16 protein-coding genes are annotated in these 20,748 nt (G+C 72.8%); 6 read left to right on the plus strand and 10 right to left on the minus strand.

The features are described from left to right. The first annotated feature begins 106 nt into the window (after window positions 1-106). Complete coding sequence (locus PV364_RS38770) at window positions 107-1,411, plus strand: DUF2637 domain-containing protein (protein WP_319665665.1); 1,305 nt, start codon at window positions 107-109, stop codon at window positions 1,409-1,411. On the opposite strand, the gene PV364_RS38775 is transcribed toward PV364_RS38770, so the two are convergent. Next, window positions 1,408-4,035 carry an MXAN_6230/SCO0854 family RING domain-containing protein gene (locus PV364_RS38775; RefSeq protein WP_319665643.1) on the minus strand — a complete coding sequence of 876 codons (2,628 nt, stop codon included), beginning with the start codon at window positions 4,033-4,035 and terminating at the stop codon, window positions 1,408-1,410. The two genes, PV364_RS38770 and PV364_RS38775, sit on opposite strands and share 4 nt — an antisense overlap. A gap of 350 nt (window positions 4,036-4,385) precedes the next feature. Beyond that, the gene (gene lysS, locus PV364_RS38780) at window positions 4,386-6,053 is read right to left on the minus strand and encodes a lysine--tRNA ligase (protein ID WP_319665644.1); all 1,668 of its coding nucleotides are present in this window, start codon (window positions 6,051-6,053) and stop codon (window positions 4,386-4,388) included. Window positions 6,054-6,181: 128 nt separating this feature from the next. Here lysS and argS point away from each other — a divergent pair, with 128 nt between their 5' ends. Both argS and PV364_RS38790 read left to right on the plus strand, forming a co-directional pair. After that, on the plus strand, window positions 6,182-7,939 hold the full coding sequence (gene argS / locus PV364_RS38785) for an arginine--tRNA ligase (protein ID WP_319665645.1): 1,758 nt from the start codon (window positions 6,182-6,184) through the stop codon (window positions 7,937-7,939). A 92-nt stretch (window positions 7,940-8,031) separates the two neighbouring features. Then, complete coding sequence (locus tag PV364_RS38790) at window positions 8,032-8,838, plus strand: DUF4253 domain-containing protein (RefSeq protein ID WP_319665646.1); 807 nt, start codon at window positions 8,032-8,034, stop codon at window positions 8,836-8,838. Window positions 8,839-8,906: 68 nt separating this feature from the next. Here PV364_RS38790 and PV364_RS38795 read toward each other — a convergent pair whose 3' ends face one another. The 8 genes from PV364_RS38795 to PV364_RS38830 form a co-directional block, all read right to left on the minus strand. Further along, entirely contained in the window at window positions 8,907-9,179 is a 273-nt protein-coding gene (locus PV364_RS38795) for a hypothetical protein (RefSeq protein ID WP_319665647.1), read from the minus strand. A gap of 632 nt (window positions 9,180-9,811) precedes the next feature. Next, window positions 9,812-10,813: a porphobilinogen synthase gene (hemB, locus tag PV364_RS38800; protein ID WP_319665666.1), complete on the minus strand. Its 1,002-nt coding sequence runs from the start codon at window positions 10,811-10,813 to the stop codon at window positions 9,812-9,814. A gap of 176 nt (window positions 10,814-10,989) precedes the next feature. Next, a complete protein-coding gene (locus PV364_RS38805; protein ID WP_319665648.1) occupies window positions 10,990-12,669 on the minus strand; it encodes a bifunctional uroporphyrinogen-III C-methyltransferase/uroporphyrinogen-III synthase in 1,680 nt (559 codons plus the stop codon). After that, window positions 12,666-13,643, minus strand: a complete 978-nt coding sequence (gene hemC, locus PV364_RS38810; protein ID WP_319665649.1) for a hydroxymethylbilane synthase — start codon at window positions 13,641-13,643, stop codon at window positions 12,666-12,668. The genes PV364_RS38805 and hemC overlap by 4 nt, the downstream gene beginning before the upstream one ends. Continuing rightward, a complete protein-coding gene (locus PV364_RS38815; protein WP_319665650.1) occupies window positions 13,640-15,046 on the minus strand; it encodes a glutamyl-tRNA reductase in 1,407 nt (468 codons plus the stop codon). The genes hemC and PV364_RS38815 overlap by 4 nt, the downstream gene beginning before the upstream one ends. Further along, window positions 15,043-15,813: a redox-sensing transcriptional repressor Rex gene (locus tag PV364_RS38820; RefSeq protein ID WP_319665651.1), complete on the minus strand. Its 771-nt coding sequence runs from the start codon at window positions 15,811-15,813 to the stop codon at window positions 15,043-15,045. Before PV364_RS38820 ends, PV364_RS38815 begins: the two co-directional genes overlap by 4 nt. Window positions 15,814-15,944: 131 nt before the next feature. Then, a complete protein-coding gene (locus PV364_RS38825; RefSeq protein ID WP_319665652.1) occupies window positions 15,945-16,646 on the minus strand; it encodes a 3'-5' exonuclease in 702 nt (233 codons plus the stop codon). A 114-nt stretch (window positions 16,647-16,760) separates the two neighbouring features. Beyond that, window positions 16,761-17,066, minus strand: a complete 306-nt coding sequence (locus PV364_RS38830; protein ID WP_319665653.1) for a glutaredoxin family protein — start codon at window positions 17,064-17,066, stop codon at window positions 16,761-16,763. A 127-nt stretch (window positions 17,067-17,193) separates the two neighbouring features. Between PV364_RS38830 and PV364_RS38835 the strand changes: the two genes are divergently transcribed. The 3 genes from PV364_RS38835 to PV364_RS38845 all read left to right on the plus strand — a co-directional run bounded on the left by PV364_RS38835 (window position 17,194) and on the right by PV364_RS38845 (window position 20,666). Next, entirely contained in the window at window positions 17,194-18,114 is a 921-nt protein-coding gene (locus PV364_RS38835) for an HAD-IB family hydrolase (protein ID WP_319665654.1), read from the plus strand. Between the two features lie 326 nt (window positions 18,115-18,440). Further along, window positions 18,441-19,241 carry an ECF subfamily RNA polymerase sigma factor, BldN family gene (locus tag PV364_RS38840; RefSeq protein WP_319665655.1) on the plus strand — a complete coding sequence of 267 codons (801 nt, stop codon included), beginning with the start codon at window positions 18,441-18,443 and terminating at the stop codon, window positions 19,239-19,241. Window positions 19,242-19,469: 228 nt separating this feature from the next. After that, complete coding sequence (locus tag PV364_RS38845; protein WP_319665656.1) at window positions 19,470-20,666, plus strand: DUF5667 domain-containing protein; 1,197 nt, start codon at window positions 19,470-19,472, stop codon at window positions 20,664-20,666. Window positions 20,667-20,748: the final 82 nt, after the last annotated feature.

A 20,748-nucleotide genomic window follows, 5' to 3' on the forward strand; every position in this document is an offset into this window, starting at 1 on the left:
CGCCGTACCGATTCACCACGTTTGTACGACAAGCCCATTGACCCGTGTGGCAGGCTGGGCAGGCCAGTTTCCGAGCCTGGGAGGGTCGCGGGTGTCCGCGATACGCATGAACCGGACGCACCGCATCCTGGTCGGTGTGGTGGTCGCCGGAGCGGTGATCATCGCAGCGATCGGCTTCGCGGGCTCGTACGCGGCGGTGCGCGAACTCGCGCTCGCCAAGGGATTCGGCTGGTTCGCCAACGTCTTCCCGATCGGTGTCGACGCGGGGATCGTGGTCCTGCTCGCGCTGGACCTGTTGCTGACCTGGCTGCGCATCCCCTTCCCGCTGCTGCGCCAGACCGCGTGGCTGCTCACCGCGGCCACCATCGCCTTCAACGGTGCGGCGGCCTGGCCCGACCCGCTCGGCGTCGGGATGCACGGCATCATCCCGATCCTCTTCGTGGTGTCGGTGGAGGCGGCCCGGCACGCGATCGGCCGGGTCGCCGACATCACCGCCGACAAGCACATGGAGTCGGTCCGGCTCGCGCGCTGGCTGCTGGCGCCGCTGCCGACCTTCCGCCTGTGGCGCCGCATGAAGCTGTGGGAACTGCGCAGCTACGACGAGGTCATCCGGCTGGAGCAGGAACGTCTCGTCTACCAGGCCCGGCTGCGGGCGCGCTACGGCCGCGCCTGGCGCCGCAAGGCCCCGGTGGAGTCGCTGATGCCGCTGCGGCTCGCCCGCTTCGGCGTCCCCCTCACCGAAACCGGCCCCGTCGGGCTCGCCGCGGCCGGCATCGAACTCCCGGCGGTCCCGGCGGTCCCGGCGCCCACCGCGCTGCCCGCCCCGGCCCCGGTCGCCGCCCAGGCCCCGGCACCGGAGGCCGCCCCGTACGCCGAGGAGTACCCGGTCCCGGAGCCCGCCCCCGAACAGGCTCCCGAGCCGGCGCAGTTCACTCCCGCGCAGGCCGCCGTACCGTTCCAGGCACCGGCGCAGCCCCAGCCCCAGCCGCAGGCCCCGGTCGCCGCCCAGGCCCCGGCACCGGCGCCCGCTCCCGCGCCCGTCCCGCAGCCCGAACCCCTCACCGCACCGGTCGGCGCGGGCAACCGCCGGCGCAACCTCGCCGACGGCAGCGGCGTGATCCCCACCCCGCGCGTCGAGTACGCGCCGGAGCCCGAGCCGGAGTACTTCGCCGAGCCGGAACCGGAGCCCGTCGTCGAGGACATGGGCCGCGAGGAGCTGTACGACCGGGCCTTCCGGGCGTACCACCAGCAGTTCGGCGCCTTCCCCAACGCCCGCCAGTTCGGCCTGCTGCTGCAGGACCGGTACGGCATCTCCAGCCCCAACGGCGGCCCGCTGAGCGAGAGCACGCTGCGCCCCTACGTCCGCGAGCTGCGCCGCCGGCTCGAGCTCGACGGCCAGTACGCCTCCTAGGGCGTGGGGGCGGGGGTGAGCGCCGCGACGACGTCCGCCGCCGCCAGCAGCCGCACCCGCGCCGCGTCCAGCCCCGCCGGGTGGAGGGCGAACACCTCGGCGCCCTCCGGCAGTTCGAGGTCGCCGCGGAGCAGCCAGGCCAGCCGCGCCCGGCCGAGCTCCTCGCGCGCGTCAACGCCGTCAGCCCCGTCGGAGCCGTCCGCGTCGGGCGTGCCGATCCGGGCCGCGAACCCCGCCACCGGCTCCCCGGCACGGCGCCGGTAGGCGGTCAGCGAGCCGTCCGCGTGCCGCAGCAGCACGGTGGCGGCGCGGGCCGCCGCCTGCCACACGGCCAGTTCGCCCAGGCCCACACGGGCGCCGGAGGCGAACAGGGCGGTGAGGCTCCTGGCGAGCAGGGCGAGGTCGTCCCCGTGCCGTGCGACCGAGTGGTCGGTGCCGGTCACGCCCGAGACCACGTCCAGCCACCGCATGGTGCGGTTCACCACGTCGACGACCAGCGGCACGCTCGCGCGGGCCCGGCCGGTCAGGTCGTAGCGCTGCTCCACGGCACGGGCGTCGAAGACCGGCCCGTCGTCGCCGGGCAGGTCGCGGGCCATGAGCCCGGCGAACGCCTCGGGCAGTGCCTCGAACGGGACGTTGTTGAACGAGAAGACCACCGCCACCACATGGCGGACCCCGGCGGCCGCCAGCGCGTCCAGGTCGAGGTCGACGAACTCCGCCGCCCCCTGCGGCGCCGGGGCGCTGGTCAGGTCGCCCGAGTGCACGGCGGCGTCCGCCCCGAACCGCAGGCGGGTGTAGTCGCAGTGGCCGACCGCGTTCCACTCGGCGTCGAACAGCGCCGTGGACAGGTCCAGGTCGGTCCGGCCGGATTCCTCGCTCTCCATCCAGTGCAGGAACAGCCGCAGGCTCCTCCCGTCAGGGACGGGCAGTTCGCTGCCGCGCGGCAGCGTCACCAGGGCCCGAGCGGCCGTGCGCTCGGTGAACGGCGCGATCAGTCCGTCCAGGCCGGCGTCCACGACGGCGACGTCGGCTGCCTCCGCCTCCGCCGCCCGCCGCAGCACCTCGGCCTCCAGCAGGGCGACGGCCCGCCCGATGACGTCCGCCCCGATCGGCAGCCGGTCGTCCTGCGCCAAATGCACCTTGGCCGTGCCGCCCTTGGGGAAGAACACGCGTGTGGCGGCCGCGCGGGGACGGCTGCGCAGCTCGCCGAGCGCGGACAGCAGCACCGCGGGCGTCACCCGCGCCACCACGGGCTCCAGCGCGGACAGGACCGTGTCCGCGTCCTCGGCGGCGGACAGCCGCAGCAGGTGGTCCAGGCGGCGCACGAACTCGCCCGGCCGCTGCGCCAGCAGCGCGACGGCCGCCGGCACGTCCATGGCGTCCAGCGCGGCCTCGACCCGGCTCGCCCAGCCGCGTACCCGGACCGTGGTCCCGGTCGCGTCGACCCGCGCGTCCGAACCGGCCGCCGTCCGCAGGGTCGCGGTCAGGGCGTCGCCGTCCGCGAGCCGGGTGTCGCGCAGCGCCGCGACGGCCAGCGCCGCCCGGGGGAAACGGTCCGCGTACTCGAAGGGGTGCAGCAGTTCCGCGACCCGCAGCCACGCGTGCCGGTACCGGCGCATGTCCTGCACGGCGAGGTCGGGGGCCAGCCCCTCCAGCACGCCGAGCAGGGCGCGGCGCAGCGGCCTGGGCACCGAGACGAAGCGCGGCAGGTCGACCAGGCCGGGGTCGCCGCCGGAGCGCACGGCGAGCAGCCGCAGGATGTCGGTCGCCGTGTCGATGCGGGCCGTCACGGCGGGGAGGGTCGTCCCGTACGCGCCGGCGTCGTCCAGCAGCCGGGCCAGGACGCGCGCCTTGGTCTCCCGGCCGGGGATGTGCTCCGGCAGCCAGGACACATCTGCCGGGTCGCGGGTCTCCGTCAGCGCGAGGAGATCGTCGGCGTCCTGCGGGCTTAGGGCTCCGGGCCGGGCGAGGAGCCCGTGGATCTCCCGCACGGCGTCCGCGTCCCGGGCGGCGAGGTCGCCGCCGTGGTGCAGTACGCGCAGCCGCTCGGGGAGGGCGCGCCGCCGGCCGCCGAAGCGGCGCGGCCGGCGGGGCCGCAGGAAGGGGTCGTCCGCGTCGATCCGGCGGTGGCAGACCGGGCACGCGGAGAGGTCCGCGCCGTCGAAGCAGCTCCGGCACACCAGGTGCGCGCAGGGCGATACGGCATGGACGGAGCCCTCCGTGCCGCACCGCACGCACGGCTGCTCCGGGTACTGGAAGAGCACGGTCAGCACGCGCTCGACGTAGAAGGCGAAGGTGTCCCGGGGCGTGCTCGCCGGGAAGTCTCGGAACAGCGGCACGTGGGGCCGGTCAGCGCCCAGCGCCTGGTCGATGTCGGCCAGCAGCGCACGGCCCGCCGCGGTCAGCGCGGTCTCGCCGCGCCCGGCGAGCGCTTCGCGCAGGGCGGACGACATCAGGTAGCCGCGGTCCAGCAGATCGGCCTCCAGCAGCGCCACCCCGGCGGCGGTGCCGAGCGACGCCCCCGCCGTGGCGGCGGGCAGGTACACGGCTCCGCGGCGGGCGAGCATGACGGCCGCGAGCGGGCGCGGAACGTGCGTGGTGGCTGCGGTGGTGGTCGTGAACATCGCTGTGTCTCCCCCTGGTTGACCTCAGGGCGGGAAGTGGGCGCGCTGAAATCCATCGCAGGAATGCGACGTCGCAGTGAGAAGGAAGTACGCCCGTGAGCCGCCCCGGGTCCGGTCCGGTCGCCGGACCGGTGACGCCGGTTGCGTGCGCGGGGCGGGAAGGGTGCGCACTTTTTAATCCGTGACAGGGAAGAGAAGGAAGCACGCCAGGAGCCGCCCCGCGCTGGACGACCATAACGCGCCGCACACCACGGCGCGTTCGAATTTTCTGGCTCGTGCACGCGCAAAGGCGGCGGGTGGCCGGGCCACCCACCGCCTCCGTCTGCGTCCGCGTAAGCGCGCGTTCTCGCTCAGCTCGCCGCGAGCAGCTCCCGTACCCGCTCCTGGCCCACGGCCAGCAGCAGGGTGGGCAGCCGCGGACCGGTGTCCCGGCCGACCAGCAGGTTGTAGAGCAGGGCGAAGAACGAGCGCTGGGCCGCCTTCAGCTCCGGCGTCGGCTTGGCGTCCGGCGCGAAGCCCGCCTGCGTCTTCGGCACGCCGTAGACCAAGGTGGTCAGCCCGTCCAGCGACCAGTGCTCGGGCAGCCCGTCCACCAGCAGCTTCAGCGCCTCGCGCTCCTCGCCGGACAGCGCGGCCAGGGCCGCCGCGTCGGGCTCGGTGCGAACCTGGGTACGGGCCTCCGGCTCGACGTGGGTGTTGACCCAGTGCTCGGCGCAGTCCAGCCGCGGCCGGGCGTCGTCCAGGGAGGCCAGCGGCCGCTCCTGGTCGAGGTCGCGCAGGATGCGCAGCGTCTGCTCCTCGTCGCCGGTCGTGATGTCCACGACCGAGGCGAGGGTGCGGTACGGCAGCTTGTGCCCGGTGGTCGGGAGTTCCCCGCTCGCCGTGCGCGCGGCCCGCGAGTGCACGGCGACGTCGACCGGCGCGGCCGTGCCCTCGGCGACCTTGCGCTCCAGCGCGTCCCACTCGTCGTAGGTGCGGGAGATCTCGTCGCCGAAGGAGATGTTGAACGCCTGGTTCGGCCGGCGGCGGGCGTACAGCCAGCGCAGCAGCTGCGGCTCCATGATCTGCAGCGCGTCGGCCGCGATCGGCACACCGCCCTTGGAGCTGGACATCTTGGCCATGCCGCTGATGCCCACGAAGGCGTACATCGGGCCGATGGGCGGCTCGGCGCCGAAGATCTCGCGCACGAGCTGCTGGCCGACCATCCACGAGGAGCCGGGCGACTGGTGGTCGACGCCGGACGGCTCGAAGTCCACGCCCTTGAAGGCCCAGCGCATCGGCCAGTCGACCTTCCAGACCAGCTTGCCGCGGTCGAACTCGCTGAGCCGCACGGTCTCGCGGTTGCCGCAGGCCTGGCACTCGTAGGTGAGCTCGGTGGTGTCGTCGTCGTAGGCGACGACGGTGGTCAGGTCCTTGTCGCAGGCCGAGCAGTAGGGCTTGTACGGGAAGTACTCGGGGGCCTGCTCCAGTGAGGCCTCCTCGTCGTCCTGCTCCTCGCCGCCCGCCTTCTTCTTCGTCCGGTAGCGGCCGAGCACCTCGTCGATCCGCCGGCGCTCGCGCATCGCGTGCAGGATCTGCTCGCGGTAGGTGCCGGAGGTGTACTCGACGGTCTGGCTGATCTCGGTGACCTCGACGCCGAGCGCCGCCAGCGCCTCGCGGAAGGGCGCCTTGAAGTGGTCGGACCAGCTCGCGTGCGGGCTGCCCTCGGGCGCCGGGACGGCGGTCAGCGGCTTGCCGATGTGCTCGGCGTACGACGGGTCGTAGCCGGCCGGGACCTTGCGGTACCGGTCGAAGTCGTCCCACGACAGGATGTGCTCGCAGGGCACGCCGCGCCGCTTGATCTCGTCGGCGACCAGGTGCGGGACCATGATCTCGCGGAGGTTGCCCAGGTGGATCGGCCCGGACGGGCTGATTCCGGAAGCGACGACGATTTTCTTGCCCGGAGCCCGCCGCCCGGCTTCCGCAATGACGTCGTCCGCGAAGCGGGCGACCCAGTCGGCCTCGGTGCTCTGAGCCACTGTCTCGACTTCCTTCCACCAGTGCAGCGGGTAGCTCGGTACCCGGCAATTGTCCCAGAGAAAAATGAGTGGTAGCGCGTGGGATACTGAGGGTTGATCTCTGATCCCTCTCAGGAAGCACCCATCCCATGGCCTCGGTCAACTCGCTTTCCGCCACGATCCAGCAGCGCGTCGCTGACGCCCTCGGTGCCGACCCGCTGCTGCGACGTAGCGACCGGGCCGACTTCCAGGCCAACGGTGTGCTGGGCCTCGGCAAGCGGAACAAGGCGAACCCCCGCGAGCTGGCCGCCGAGGTCGTGGCCGCTCTTCCGGCCGACGACGGCCTCATCGCCGACATCGAGGTCTCCGGCCCCGGCTTCCTCAACATCACCGTCGCCGACTCCGCGATCACCCGGACGCTGGCCGCCCGGGCCGCCGACGACCGGCTCGGCGTGCCCGCCAAGGCCGACCCCGGCATCACGGTGATCGACTACGCACAGCCGAACGTGGCCAAGGAGATGCACGTCGGCCACCTGCGGTCCTCCGTGATCGGCGACGCGCTCGTCAAGATCCTGGAGTTCGAGGGCGAGACGGTGATCCGGCGCCACCACATCGGCGACTGGGGCACCCAGTTCGGCATGCTCATCCAGTACCTGGTCGAGCACCCGCACGAGCTGGACCACGACTCCGCGGGCGGCGCCGGCGACGAGGAGGCCGGCGAGGCCTCCATGTCGCGCCTCAACCGGCTCTACAAGGACTCGCGCGCCCTCTTCGACGCCGACGACGACTTCAAGACGCGGTCACGGAACCGGGTCGTGGACCTGCAGGCCGGCGAGCCGGAGACGCTGGCGATGTGGCAGCGGTTCGTCGACGAGTCGAAGATCTACTTCAACTCGGTCTACGACAAGCTCGACATCGCGATCCGGGACGAGGACGTCGTCGGCGAGTCCGGCTACAACGACATGCTCGTCGAGACCTGCACGCTGCTGGAGAAGTCCGGCGTCGCCGTGCGGTCCAACGGCGCGCTCTGCGTCTTCTTCGACGACATCAAGGGCAAGGACGGCGAGCCGGTCCCGCTCATCGTGCAGAAGGCCGACGGCGGCTTCGGCTACGCCGCGACCGACCTGTCGGCGATCCGGAACCGCACCGCCGACCTGCGCGCGAACACGCTGCTGTACGTGGTCGACTTCCGGCAGGCCCTGCACTTCAAGATGGTCTTCGAGACCGCCAAGCGGGCCGGCTGGCTCACCGACGAGGTCAAGGCGCTCCACATCCCGTTCGGCGCGCTGCTGGGCAAGGACGGCAAGCCGTACAAGACCCGGTCCGGCGAATCCTTCCGGCTGGTCGACCTGCTGGACGAGGCGGTGGAGCGGGCGGGCGCGGTCATCGAGGACAAGAGCGGCGGCCTCCTCACCCCCGAGGAGATCGCCGACCGGGCCAAGGAGGTCGGCATCGGCGCGATCAAGTACGCCGACCTGTCCACCTCCCTCGGCCGGGACTACGTCTTCGACCTCGACCGGATGGTCTCGCTCAACGGCGACACGAGCGTGTACCTGCAGTACGCGTACGCCCGTACCCAGTCGATCCTGCGGAAGTCGGGCGACGCCAAGCCGGTCGCCCACCCCGAGCTGCCGCTGGCCCCGGCCGAGCGCGCGCTCGGGCTGCTGCTGGACGAGTTCGCGGAGACCCTGGCGAGCGTGTCCGAGACGTACGAGCCGCACAAGCTGGCCTCGTACCTCTACGCGCTGGCCTCGACGTTCACCACGTTCTACGACCAGTGCCCGGTCGTGAAGCCGGAGCCCGCTCCGGACGTCAAGGAGAACCGGCTCCTGCTCTGCGACCTGACCGCCCGCACCCTGCGCCAGGGCATGGCACTGCTCGGCATCCGCACCCCCGAGCGCCTCTGACGCACCCCGCGTCCGCACGACGGCGGCCCCGGGAAGAGCAACCGCTCTCCCCGGGGCCGCCGTTGTCAGTGGTCACCCCTGCATTCCCGACCATGGCGACGCTCCCCAACCAACTCCCCAAGCTCGCGCAGGACCCGACCGGCCGGTGTCTGGGCCTCGACCTCCCGCCCGGCAGCCTGGTCGACGCGACGTGCGACGGCCCCTGGCACGCACCGTTGCTCTGGCACGCGGACGGGCCCGCCGCGCCCGACGCCTGGGAGCGGCTGCTGCCCGCGCGCATGTCGGCGGGCCTGCATCCGGTGCTGCTCTCGATGGCCCCGGTCATGCCCGCCACCAGGGAGTTGTCCCCCGGGATGATGTCGTACCCCGGCGACCACGACGCCGAGGACGTGCTGGCCGGCTTCTGGGGCTTCGAGGAGGATTGCGACACGCGCGACGCCGAGATGGTCGCCCCCTTCGGCCGGGAGTGGCCCGGCCTCGCCCCGGCACGGGAGTTCGAGGCCGACCCGGACGTGAGGGCGGCGGAGGTCGCGGCGTCGGTGATCGGTGCGGGACGGCTCGAGGATCCCCGCGTTGCCCTGGTTCCGGCCCGGCGCAGTGCCGACGTGCCCGCGGCCATGGGCTGGGCCGGCCCGCTCAACCACGAGAACGACGTGGGCCGGCTCTGCGCCGTGCTGCGTTCCTGGGAGGACCGCTTCGGCGTGCGGGTCGTGGCCCTCGCCTTCGACGTCCTGGTGCTCTCCGTGGCCGCACCGCCGGCGGACCTGGCGGAGGCCGAGGCGACGGCCGCCGAGCACTTGGCCTTCTGCCCGGACAACATCACCCAGGGCAGCGGTTCCCTCCACACGTACGCGAAGTCCTTGCTGGGCGAGGTGTGCTGGACCTTCTGGTGGGACTAGCGGCCGCCCGGGCACAAGGCAGGGGCGCCCTCCCCCGAGTCGGAAGGGCGCCCCTGCGATGTCATCCGTCAGCGGTGGTGACCCCAGCGGTGGCCCCAGTGGTGACGACCGTGGTGACGGTGGTGACGGTGGTGGCCCCAGCGGTCGTGGCGGTGGCCCCGGTCGCGACCCCAACGGTCGCCGTAGTCGTTGCCACGGTCGCCGTAGCCGTTGCCACGGTCGTGCGTCACGTGAGCTGCCGCCTTGGGCGCCACCTCGGTGGCGGCGCTGGCAGCCGTGGCGCCACCCATCAAAACGGCGGCCGCGACACCCAGCGCGGCGGCAAATCGGGAAGCCCGCATTGCGGTCTCCTTTCTCGGCGGCGCTTGCGCGTCCGCCCCGGTTTGGACAACCCGATACTTCCCGGCGATATGCCCCTTTCATTCGGGATAGGGGGCAAACCCACTTGATGTAACGAAATATCACCTTGGCGGGAACCGGAGTACGGCGTGGCGGCGTCCCGCGTGCCCAGGCACCCTCCGGTCGGCGTCCGCGACGGAAAACCCCTGGTGGCGGGCTTGGAGCGGCCCTCGCGCGGTGCCCGCACGCCCGACCCCGCGCACAGGTGTCCGGGCCCGGTCGGGCAGCACGGGGCCTCTGCGGGGCCTGTGGCGGACCGGGCGGCGCGGGCCGGGGCGCAGTGCAGCGCGAGCGCCACGACGGCGACGCTCCCCAGGGCACGGCAATCCCGCGGGCGCAGGAGCGCGCCACGCATGCCCGAAGCGGACGACGCCCGCCCGGGTGAGCACGGCCACGGCGACGCCCGGCCCGCGGCTGACGCGCCAGGGTGCTGCTCCGCTTTGCGGGGGCCTTGCGGCCCCCCCTGCCGCGGCGGCGCATGCGGCACGGCCCCAGCAGCACTGCGGTCTGTCGATGCCGACGCAAAACCCGCCGTCCAAGGGCCCGTTGGCCCGGCGCGCCGGGCCCCGCGCGGTCAGAGCTGCTGCGCGACCTCGGTCGCCCAGTACGTGAGGATCATCTGGGCGCCGGCCCGGCGGACCGAGGTCAGGGTCTCCATGATCGCGCGGTCGCGGTCGATCCAGCCGCGCTCCGCGGCGGCCTCGACCATCGCGTACTCACCGCTGATCTGGTAGGCCGCGACGGGCACGTCCACCGACTCGGCGACCTTGGCCAGCACGTCGAGGTAGGGCAGCGCGGGCTTGACCATCACCATGTCGGCACCCTCGGCGAGGTCGAGCGCGAGCTCGCGCATCGACTCGCGGAGGTTGGCGGGGTCCTGCTGGTACGTCTTGCGGTCGCCGGTCAGGGACGAGCCGACGGCCTCGCGGAAGGGGCCGTAGAAGGCGGAGGCGTACTTGGCGGTGTAGGCCAGCACGGAGACGTCCTGGTGGCCCGCGGCGTCCAACGCGTCCCGGATGACGCCGACCTGGCCGTCCATCATGCCGCTCGGGCCGACGACGTGGACGCCGGCGTCCGCCTGGACGCGGGCCATCTCGGCGTAGCGCTCCAGGGTGGCGTCGTTGTCGACGCGGCCCTCGGCGTCCAGGACGCCGCAGTGGCCGTGGTCGGTGTGCTCGTCCAGGCACAGGTCGGACATGACCACCAGCGCGTCGCCGACCTCGCTGATCACGTCGCGGATGGCGACCTGCAGGATGCCGTCCGGGTCGGTGCCGGGGGTGCCGATCGCGTCCTTCTTCTCGTCGAGCGGGACGCCGAAGATCATGAAACCGCCGACGCCCGCCTCGACGGCCTCGACGGCGGCCTTGCGCAGGGTGTCGCGGGTGTGCTGGACGACGCCCGGCATGGTCGACAGCGGCACGGGCTCGTGAATGCCTTCACGAACGAACACCGGGAGGATCAGCTCGGCGGGGTGGAGGCGGGTCTCGGCGACCATGCGGCGCATCGCCGGCGTGGTACGCAGGCGGCGCGGGCGCGCGCCGGGGAACTGACCGTAACGAGTACCGCTTCCGCTCATGACCGTGTCGCGCCTCTCCATCGCCGGGGCTTCCGTTCACCACCGTACGCCCGCGCCGGGGGTGCTCTTCCCGACCGGATGTCGGGCCGTACCGGGCCTCCGGGCGTACGCCCGCGGGGCGGCCGGCCGCTCGGGCCGGCCGCCCCGCGGGTGGCGTGGAGAGAAGGCGCGCCGGATCAGACCCGGGCGCGGCGCCGCGAGCCGGGACGGCGCTCGCTGGGCCGGGTGACCGGGTCGCCGGCCGCGACGGCCGCCTCACGGCGCCGTACGCCGAAGTCGGCCAGGGCCTGCGCCAGCGCCTGCACGGACGGCTCGGGAGCCATCACGTCCACCCGCAGCCCGTGCTCCTCCGCCGTCTTGGCGGTGGCCGGGCCGATGCAGGCGATGACGGTGACGTTGTGCGGCTTGCCGGCGATGCCGACGAGGTTGCGCACCGTGCTGGACGAGGTGAACAGCACCGCGTCGAAGCCGCCGCCCTTGATGGCCTCACGGGTCTCCGCCGGCGGCGGCGAGGCGCGCACGGTCCGGTAGGCCGTGACGTCGTCCACCTCCCAGCCGAGCTCCACCAGGCCCGCCACCAGCGTCTCGGTGGCGATGTCGGCGCGGGGCAGGAAGACCCGGTCGATGGGGTCGAAGACGGGGTCGTAGGGCGGCCAGTCCTCCAGGAGGCCGGCCGCGGACTGCTCGCCGCTGGGGACCAGGTCCGGCTTCACGCCGAAGTCCACGAGCGCGCGGGCCGTCTGCTCGCCGACGGCGGCGACCTTTATGCCGGCGAAGGCCCGCGCGTCGAGCCCGTACTCCTCGAACTTCTCGCGCACCGCCTTGACGGCGTTGACCGAGGTGAAGGCGATCCACTCGTACCGCCCGGTGACCAGGCCCTTGACGGCGCGCTCCATCTGCTGCGGGGTGCGCGGCGGTTCGACGGCGATCGTGGGCACCTCGTGCGGCACGGCTCCGTAGGACCGCAGCTGGTCCGAGAGGGAGACCGCCTGCTCCTTGGTGCGCGGTACGAGGACCTTCCAGCCGAACAGGGCCTTGGTCTCGAACCAGGAGAGCAGGTCGCGCTGCGTGGTCGGCTCGCCGACCACGGCTATCGCCGCGATGGGGCCCTCCGGGGTGGGGAGCGCCTTGGTGGCCTTCAGCTCGGCGGCGATGGTGGCCAGCGTGGCGGTCCAGGTCCGCTGCCGGGTGGTGGTGCCGGCGACGGTGACCGTCAGCGGGGTGTCGGGCTTGCGCCCGGCGGACACCAGCTCGGCGGCGGTGGCGGCGACGGTCTGCAGGGTCGTGGAGACCACCACCGTCGCGTCGCTCGCGCCCACCTCGCTCCAGCAGCGGCCGGAGGCGGTGGCGGCGTCTATGAAGCGCACGTTGCCGCTGAGCGGGACACCGGCGTACGCGGGCACGCCGATGGCCGCGGCCACGCCCGGGACCACCTCGAAGGGGATGCCGGCGTGCGCGCAGGCGAGCATCTCGGCGGCGGCCTGGGGGTCGAGTCCGGGGTCGCCCGCGATCGCTCGGACCACCCGCTTGCCGGTGCGCGCGGAGGCCGTGCAAAGCTTGGTCGCGGCGGCCGAAGTGCTCAACTCGCCCTCGGTGAAGGCCGGCTCCGCCGTGTCCACGCCTGCCCGCGCGTGCGTCCGCACGACGTCGAGCACCTGCTGGTCGGCGACCAGCAGATCGGCGCGGGCCAGGGCCTCGACGGCCCGCAGGGTCAGCAGACCCGGGTCACCGGGTCCGGCACCGAGGAAGGTGACGTGCCCGAGGACCGGAAGGGGCGGCGGTCCGTCAGCCGCGCTGCCGGTCGTGGCATCGGCTGCGGTCGTGGTGTTGGTCGCTGCGGCGGCGGTGGGGCTCAATGTACGCGCTCCCCCATAAGACCGGCCGCACCCTTGGCGAGCATCTCGTCGGCGAGCTCGCGGCCCAGGGCCAGAGCTTCCTCGCGAGAGACGGGGGTGGGACCAGTGATGGACATCTGCACCAGCGAGGAGCCGTCGGTGGTCCCGACGACACCGCGCAGGCGCAGCTCGGTGATGGGCTCGTCGGCGCCTGCGAAAGCGGGCTCGGCCAGCGCGCCCACGGGCGCGGAGCAGCCGGCCTCCAGGGCGGCGAGCAGTGCGCGCTCGGCGGTCACGGCGGCCCGGGTGAACGGGTCGTCGAGCACGGCGAGCGCGGAGACGAGTTCTGCGTCGGCCGCAGAGCACTCGACGGCCAGCGCCCCCTGTCCGGGGGCGGGCAGCACGACGTCGGGCGAGATCAGCTCGGTGACCTCCGGCAGGCGCCCCAGCCGGCTCAGGCCGGCGGCGGCCAGGACCACGGCATCGAGGTCGCCCGAGGCAACGTATCCGATGCGCGTGTCCACGTTGCCGCGGATCGGCACGGTCTCGATGCGGACGCCGAGCGAGCGGGCCCAGGCGTTCAACTGCGCCGCCCGGCGCGGCGAGCCGGTGCCGACGCGCGCGCCGCGCGGGTCCATGGCGAGCTGCTCGAACGTGAGGCCGTCGCGGGCCACCAACGCGTCCCGCGAGTCCTCGCGGGACGGGATCGCGGCCAGCGTCAGCCCGTCGGCATCGGCGGTGGGCAGGTCCTTCAGGGAGTGGACGGCGAAGTCGATCTCCCCGTTCAGCAGCGCGTCGCGCAGCGCGGAGACGAACACCCCGGTGCCGCCGATCTGCGCCAGGTGCTCGCGCGAGACGTCGCCGTACGTGGTGACCTCCACCAGCTCCACGTCACGGCCGGTGAGCCGGCGTACCTGGTCGGCGACCATGCCCGACTGCGTCATCGCCAGCGCGCTGCGCCGGGTTCCCAGTTTCAGTGCGGTGGGCCTCGTCATGCCCGCCCTCGATTCGCTTCATTCGTGACGGCACCGGTCGACGCGGCCGGTGACGGGACCACCGGTACGACCGGGGTGTCGGCCCGGCTGACCGCGGCGACCGCCTGCGGGTCCAGGTCGAAGAGTTCGCGCAGCGCGTCAGCGTACCCGGCTCCGCCGGGCTCGCCCGCGAGCTGCTTGACCCGCACGGTGGGCGCGTGGAGGAGCTTGTCCACCACGCGGCGCACGGTCTGGGTCACCTCGGCGCGCTCGCGCTCGCCGAGGCCGGGCAGCCGGCCGTCCAGCCGGGTGAGCTCGGTGGCGACCACGTCGGCGGCCATGGCGCGCAGGGCGACGACGGTCGGCGTGATGTGCGCGGCGCGCTGGGCGGCGCCGAACGCCTCGACCTCTGCGGAAACGATCTTTCGGACCTGGTCGACGTCCGCCGCCATCGGGGCGTCGGCCGCGGCCGTGCCGATGGTCTCCAGATCGGTGAGGTGCGCGCCGTCGATGGCGTGCACCAGCGGGTCGATGTCACGCGGCAGCGCGAGGTCGAGCATGCCGATGGGCGCGGCCGGCCCGCCGGCGGCGCGCAGGGCGCGGGTCAGGGTGGCGCGGGCGACCGTGTCGGCAGTCAGCACCAGTCCGGTCGCGCCGGTACAGGACACCACGATGTCGGCGTGCGGCAGCTCGGCGGCGAGATCGTCCATGGGCACCGCGCGACCGCCGACGGACTCGGCCAGCCGCTCGGCGCGCTCGTGCGTGCGGTTGACGACGACGATGTCGCCGGCCCCCGCGCGGGCCAGGGTCGCGGCGGCCAGTGAGCTCATCGAGCCCGCGCCGACGACCAGGGCGCGCTTGCCCTTGCCCCACTCCGCGAACGTGGTGCCGCCGACGGCCTGCGCCATCTGGTCCAGGCCGAAGGTGACCAGCGACTGCCCGGCGCGGTCGATGCCGGTCTCGGAGTGGGCCCGCTTGCCGACCCGCAGCGCCTGCTGGAACAGGTCGTTCAGGGTCCGGCCGGCGGTGTGCAGCTCCTGGCCGAGGCCGAGCATGTCCTTGATCTGGGCGAGGATCTGGCCCTCGCCGACGACCATGGAGTCCAGGCCGCAGGCGACCGAGAACAGGTGGTGGACGGCCCGGTCCTCGTAGTGGACGTACAGGTGCGGGGTGAGCTCGTCCAGGCCGACGCCGCTGTGCCGGGACAGGAGCGTGGACAGCTCGGCGACCCCGGCGTGGAACTTGTCGACGTCCGCGTACAGCTCGATGCGGTTGCAGGTCGACAGCACCGCCGCCTCGCTGGCCGGCTCGGCGGCCAGCACGTCGTGCAGCAGATCGGCCTTGGTGTCCTCCGCGAGCGCCGCCCGCTCCAGGACGCCGACCGGGGCGGTGCGGTGGCTCAGCCCGACCACGAGGAGACTCATGCCGGCATCACGGCGGGGACGTCCCCGTCAGGTCCCGGGCGGCGGTCGCCGTCGCGGACCGCCTTGGCCGCCACCGGGGGCACCGCGAGGGTGCCCTCGAGCTCCTCGCCCGCCTTGCGCTGTTCGTGGAAGGCGAGGATCTGCAGTTCGATGGAGAGGTCGACCTTGCGGACGTCGACCCCGTCGGGGACGGTCAGCACGGTCGGGGCGAAGTTCAGGATCGAGGTGACCCCGGCGGTCACCAGGCGGTCGCAGACCTCCTGCGCGGCACCGGCGGGCGTGGTGATCACGCCGATGGACACGTGGTTGTCCCGCACGATCGACTCCAGCTCGTCCGCGTGCCGCACCGGCAGCCCCGCGATCGGCCGGCCGGTGAGCTGGGCGTCCGCGTCGATGAGCGCGGCGATGCGGAAACCGCGGGAGGCGAAGCCGCCGTAGTTCGCGAGCGCGGCGCCGAGATTTCCCATGCCGACGATCACGACCGGCCAGTCCTGGGTGAGGCCCAGTTCGCGGGAGATCTGGTACACGAGGTACTCGACGTCGTAACCGACACCGCGGGTTCCGTACGAGCCGAGGTACGAGAAGTCCTTGCGGAGCTTGGCGGAGTTCACTCCGGCGGCCGCCGCGAGTTCCTCCGACGACACGGTGGGCACCGATCGCTCGGAGAGCGCGGTCAGGGCCCGCAGGTACAGCGGGAGCCTGGCGACGGTGGCCTCGGGAATCCCTCGGCTCCGGGTCGCCGGTCGGTGAGTTCGGCCAGTTGCCACGATGCTCCTGCGGGTAGAGCTGGGCTGCGAGCGGCACCCCTCGATGGGGCCGCCCCGTACACGCCAGGCTATGTCTTTGTGAACGCGTGCACAAAGATGGTGTCCGATTTGCCCTGGGGAAGTGACCGGCATCACGCACCCCCATTACGGACAGAAGAAGCCACCTTTTGTACGGGAACGTTCCGCATCAGCGGCCTCTCCGCACCCTTGCGCTCCACCCAGGCCGCATCGGTCCCCGCCAGCCGCGGCCATTCCACCCCGGCGGCGCGCGCCAGCTCCTGTTCCGCGTGCGCGGGCCACTGCGGGTGCTCGCGGACGTACGCGGTGAACAGCCGGGCGGTCGCGCGGGCGTCGCCGAGCGCGGTGTGCGCCGACCAGCCGGTCACCCCGGCCGCCTCGGCGCACGCGCGCAGGCTCAGGCCCCGCGGCACGGGCTCGCGCTGCGCCGCCATCCGCATGGTGCACAGCTCCGGCACCTCGGGGAACCGGATGCCGATGCGGCCGTACTCCGCCGCCAGGAACGCCCGGTCGCAGCCCACGTTGTGCCCGACCAGCACCCGGCCGCGCAGCAGGGCGAGCAGCCCGGGGGCGATCTGGGAGAACAGCGGCGCGCGGGCCGCCTCGACATGGTGGGACTCGATGCCGTGGATATGGGTGGGACCGACCGGGCCCTCGGGGTCCACCAGCGTCGAGAACTCGCCCTGCGGGACGAAATCGCGGTCCATCAGAACGACCGCCAGCTCGACCACGCGGTTCCGCCGCGAACTCGAACCGGTGGCCTCGACGTCGACGACGGCGAATCCGCCGCGCGCCTGAAGCCTGCCCGGGAGCACGCCGTCACCTTCCTCACGTACATACCCCCGCAGCACACAAAACGCCTTGATGGTAATCGAGCACACGGGCCAAGAGGAACACCCGCAAATCACCCACCTGTGGTCCCAGGCGTCTCAGAGGCCCAGCCCGCGGCGCAGCCGGCCCTCGTCGACACGCCAGAACGTGTGCTGTTCCCCGTCGATCAGGACGACCGGGATCTGCTCCCAGTACGCGCGGTGCAGCTCCTCGTCCTGGCTGATGTCGCGCTCCTCGAAGCGGCATCCGACCTCGGCGACCACCTTCTCCACGACGGCCCGGGCGTCGTCGCACAGGTGGCAGCCGGGTTTCACGATCAGCGTGACCGTGCGGAGGGCGGGGTCGAGGGGGGCGGCGGGACCCGTGGCGTCCTGGCGGGGGCCGCGTCCGAACAGGGGACTCATGCCGGTCATTCTGCCCGCGCCCGGCGTCAACCGGCCGTGACGGGAGTAACACTTCTGTCGCTCGGAGTTCATTCACCTGCTCCATCTGAGCACCGGAAGTACCCAACAGACTGGCTATGCTCCCCCCATGGCCGCTCTGCGATGGCTCACCCCCCGTAAGCGCTCCGCGACAGCACGCAGCGTGCTGGCGGGCGAGGCCGCGGCCGAGGCCGCCCTCGCGGCACCCGCGCCGAAGAAGGCGGCGCGGACCGCCCTCCCCGCGTTCCCGGTCGTCGGCGACCCCCATGCGGCCGCCTTCTTCGACCTGGACAACACGGTCATGCAGGGCGCCGCGATCTTCCACTTCGGACGCGGCCTGTACAAGCGGAAGTTCTTCCACAGCCGCGACCTGGTGCGCTTCGCCTGGCAGCAGGCCTACTTCCGCATCGCCGGGTCCGAGGACCCCGAGCACATGCAGGAAGTGCGCCAGAGCGCGCTGTCGATCGTCAAGGGGCACCGCGTCGAGGAGCTCATGTCGATCGGGGAGGAGATCTACGACGAGTACATGGCCGGCAAGATCTGGCCCGGCACCCGCGCGCTCGCCCAGGCCCACCTGGACGCCGGGCAGCGGGTGTGGCTGGTCACCGCCGCGCCTGTCGAGACCGCCACGATCATCGCCCGGCGGCTCGGCCTGACCGGCGCCCTGGGCACCGTCGCCGAGCACGTCGACGGCGTGTACACCGGCCGGCTGGTCGGCGAGCCGCTGCACGGCCCGGCCAAGGCCGAGGCGGTCCGGGCGCTCGCCGCGGCCGAGGGACTCGAACTGTCGCGCTGCGCCGCGTACAGCGATTCGTCGAACGACATCCCGATGCTGTCGTTGGTCGGACATCCATACGCGATCAATCCCGATACACGCCTGCGCAAACACGCGCGCGAAATGGGCTGGCGACTGCGCGACTACCGCACCGGCCGCAAGGCCGCGAAAATCGGCATTCCGGCGGCCGCCGGGGTCGGGGCGGTCGCGGGCGGCGCGGCCGCCGCGGTGGCCCTGCAGCGCCGCCGCCGCTGAGCATCGGCCCCGGTCCGGGGCCGATGCGCGACACACCGGTGTACCCCTCTGGCGTCCCGTCAGTCGCCACATGACCACACAGCCACAACACGCTCTCCACGCGAGCAATTCACGACGCTATGTGGTCAAGTACGTTTCAGTGTTCGATAATTGATCGATCACCATTCCGCCAGAGAGTGGGCGGAACCGGCGATTTCAGCAACTCGGTGTAGCGTCGCCTGTACGAAGCGTTATTCTCCTCAAACGCAAGCCGGTTCCCACGCGTCGCTACGACGAGTGAACGGTTCCGTACTGCACGTGATGGAAGTTCTGCCTCTGGGAGTCCCGTGTACCCACACACCGGGGTTGACGCCTCTGGCCTGGCTACGCTGCGCGCACTGGTGGCTGAGCACCTGCTGCGCGTTGTCCCCGCGTACGCCGTGCCCGTGCCAGCACTCGCCGCAGCAGTGCCCGCCGGCCCCGCCCTGGCGACCTATGCGCTCGCCGACGGCCGGGCGGCGGTCGGCAGACGAACCCGCAGCACCCCGCAGACCGCACGGTCCTCGGGCGCCTCCACGCGCCGCCCCGCGTCGGACACCGACAGCGGGCGGATGATGGACCTGGTCGAACGCGCCCAGGCCGGGGAGACCGAGGCCTTCGGGCGGTTGTACGACCACTACTCCGACACGGTGTACCGGTACATCTACTACCGCGTCGGGGGCAAGGCGACCGCCGAGGACCTCACCAGCGAGACGTTCCTGCGCGCGCTGCGCCGGATCGGCACCTTCACCTGGCAGGGCCGCGACTTCGGCGCCTGGCTGGTGACGATCGCGCGCAACCTGGTCGCCGACCACTTCAAGTCCAGCCGCTTCCGGCTGGAGGTGACCACCGGGGAGATGCTCGACGCCAACGAGGTCGAGCCCAGCCCGGAGGACTGCGTCCTGGAGTCGCTGTCCAACGAGTCGCTGCTGCGCGCGGTGCGCAAGCTCAACCCCCAGCAGCAGGAGTGCGTGACGCTGCGCTTCCTGCAGGGCCTGTCCGTCGCCGAGACGGCACGCATCATGGGGAAGAACGAAGGCGCGATCAAGACCCTGCAGTACCGGGCCGTACGGACCCTCGCCCGGCTGCTTCCCGACGACGCGCGATGAACGCCATGGATGGGACTTCATCTTGCGACTGTCTTCACGGTCCGATCATCATGAGTGCGCAACCCTGGGCGTAACCCTGGGCGTACGGCGCTCGTTGCATCACATGCGGACCCCCCACTGCCGTGCCCTGCCCGCTTCCGATCACTCGATCGGGTGGAAGGGCTCAAGGTCTGGAACCTTGCAGGCACATCGGGGAGTCGAGGTGGATGACGAGAGGAGGTGCCGCCCGTGATCGCGAACCCAACGGCGCACCGGCGGGCGAACGCCTTCGCCGACGCCCTTGAGGACGACGGCCAACAGGCGCACGCCGGCGAGCAGCACGGCGCACACGCCGCGGACCGGCATGCGGATCCGGATCAGGGAAGGCTCCTGGCCCTGGCGGACGCCCTGGAGGACGTGCCGCGGCCCACGCTGGACCCCGAGGCCAAGACCGTGCAACGTGCCCAATTGATCGCGGCGATGGAAGCCGCGCTCGCCGACGGCACGCTGACGGTCCCCGAGCAACGCGACGGCGGTCGTGGCGCACATCGCGCCGGCGGCCGCGGCATCGGGAAACTGAGGCCCCGCTCCGCGTGGTCCCGCCGGCTCGCCGCCGGCGGGCTCTCGGTGGGCGTCGCGGCCGGTGCCTTCGGCGGCGTGGCCGCCGCGAGCACCGACGCGCTCCCCGGTGACACGCTGTACGGCCTCAAGCGGGGCATGGAGGACATGCGCCTCAACCTCGCCGACGACGACGCCGACCGCGGCAAGGTCTATCTCGACCTCGCCTCCACCCGGCTCCAGGAGGCGCGCCGCCTCATGGAGCGCGGGCGCGGCGGCCAGCTCGACGACGAGTCGGTGGGCGAGATCCGCCGGGCGCTGTCCGGTATGCAGCAGGAGGCCACCGAGGGCCACCGGCTGCTCACCGCCGCGTACCGCAAGGACGGCTCACTGCGGCCGATGGAGACGCTCTCCGCGTTCTCCAGCAACCACCGCAGGGGCTGGACCGAGCTGCGCGACCGGCTCCCCACCAAGCTCAGCGACGTCGGCAACAAGGTCACCTCCGTCTTCGACGCCATAGAGCAGGAGGTCGCCCCGCTGCAGAAGCTGCTGCCCCCCGCCGCCACCCCCGGCGACGGGCGCAACGGCCTCCCCGGCAGCGGTGCCCGCTCCAGCAGTGGCACGCGGGGGCCGTCCCCCTCGTCGAGCGACTCCGCGAGCGACCGCTCCGTCGAGCGCGGCACGGAGAAGGCCAGCCCGTCGGCGTCCAAGAGCTCCGACAGCGGCTTCATCGGCGGCGCGGACGGACTGCTCAACCCCCCGCCGAGCAGCGGAAGCCCTTCCACCGGCTCCGGCGAGACCGCACAGCCGTCCGTCACCCTGCCCCCGTTGCTGCCGGGTCTGCTCCCGGGCCTCGGCCTCGGCGCGGAGAACGACAACGGCGAGTAGCCGACCGAGCGGTACCGGCGAGGGCCGGTGCCCGGGGTGACGCCCCGGGCACCGGCCCTCGCCGCGTCCCTCTGCGTCCTCG

The organism is Streptomyces sp. MI02-7b, from assembly GCF_033793585.1.
GTDB lineage: Bacteria > Actinomycetota > Actinomycetes > Streptomycetales > Streptomycetaceae > Actinacidiphila.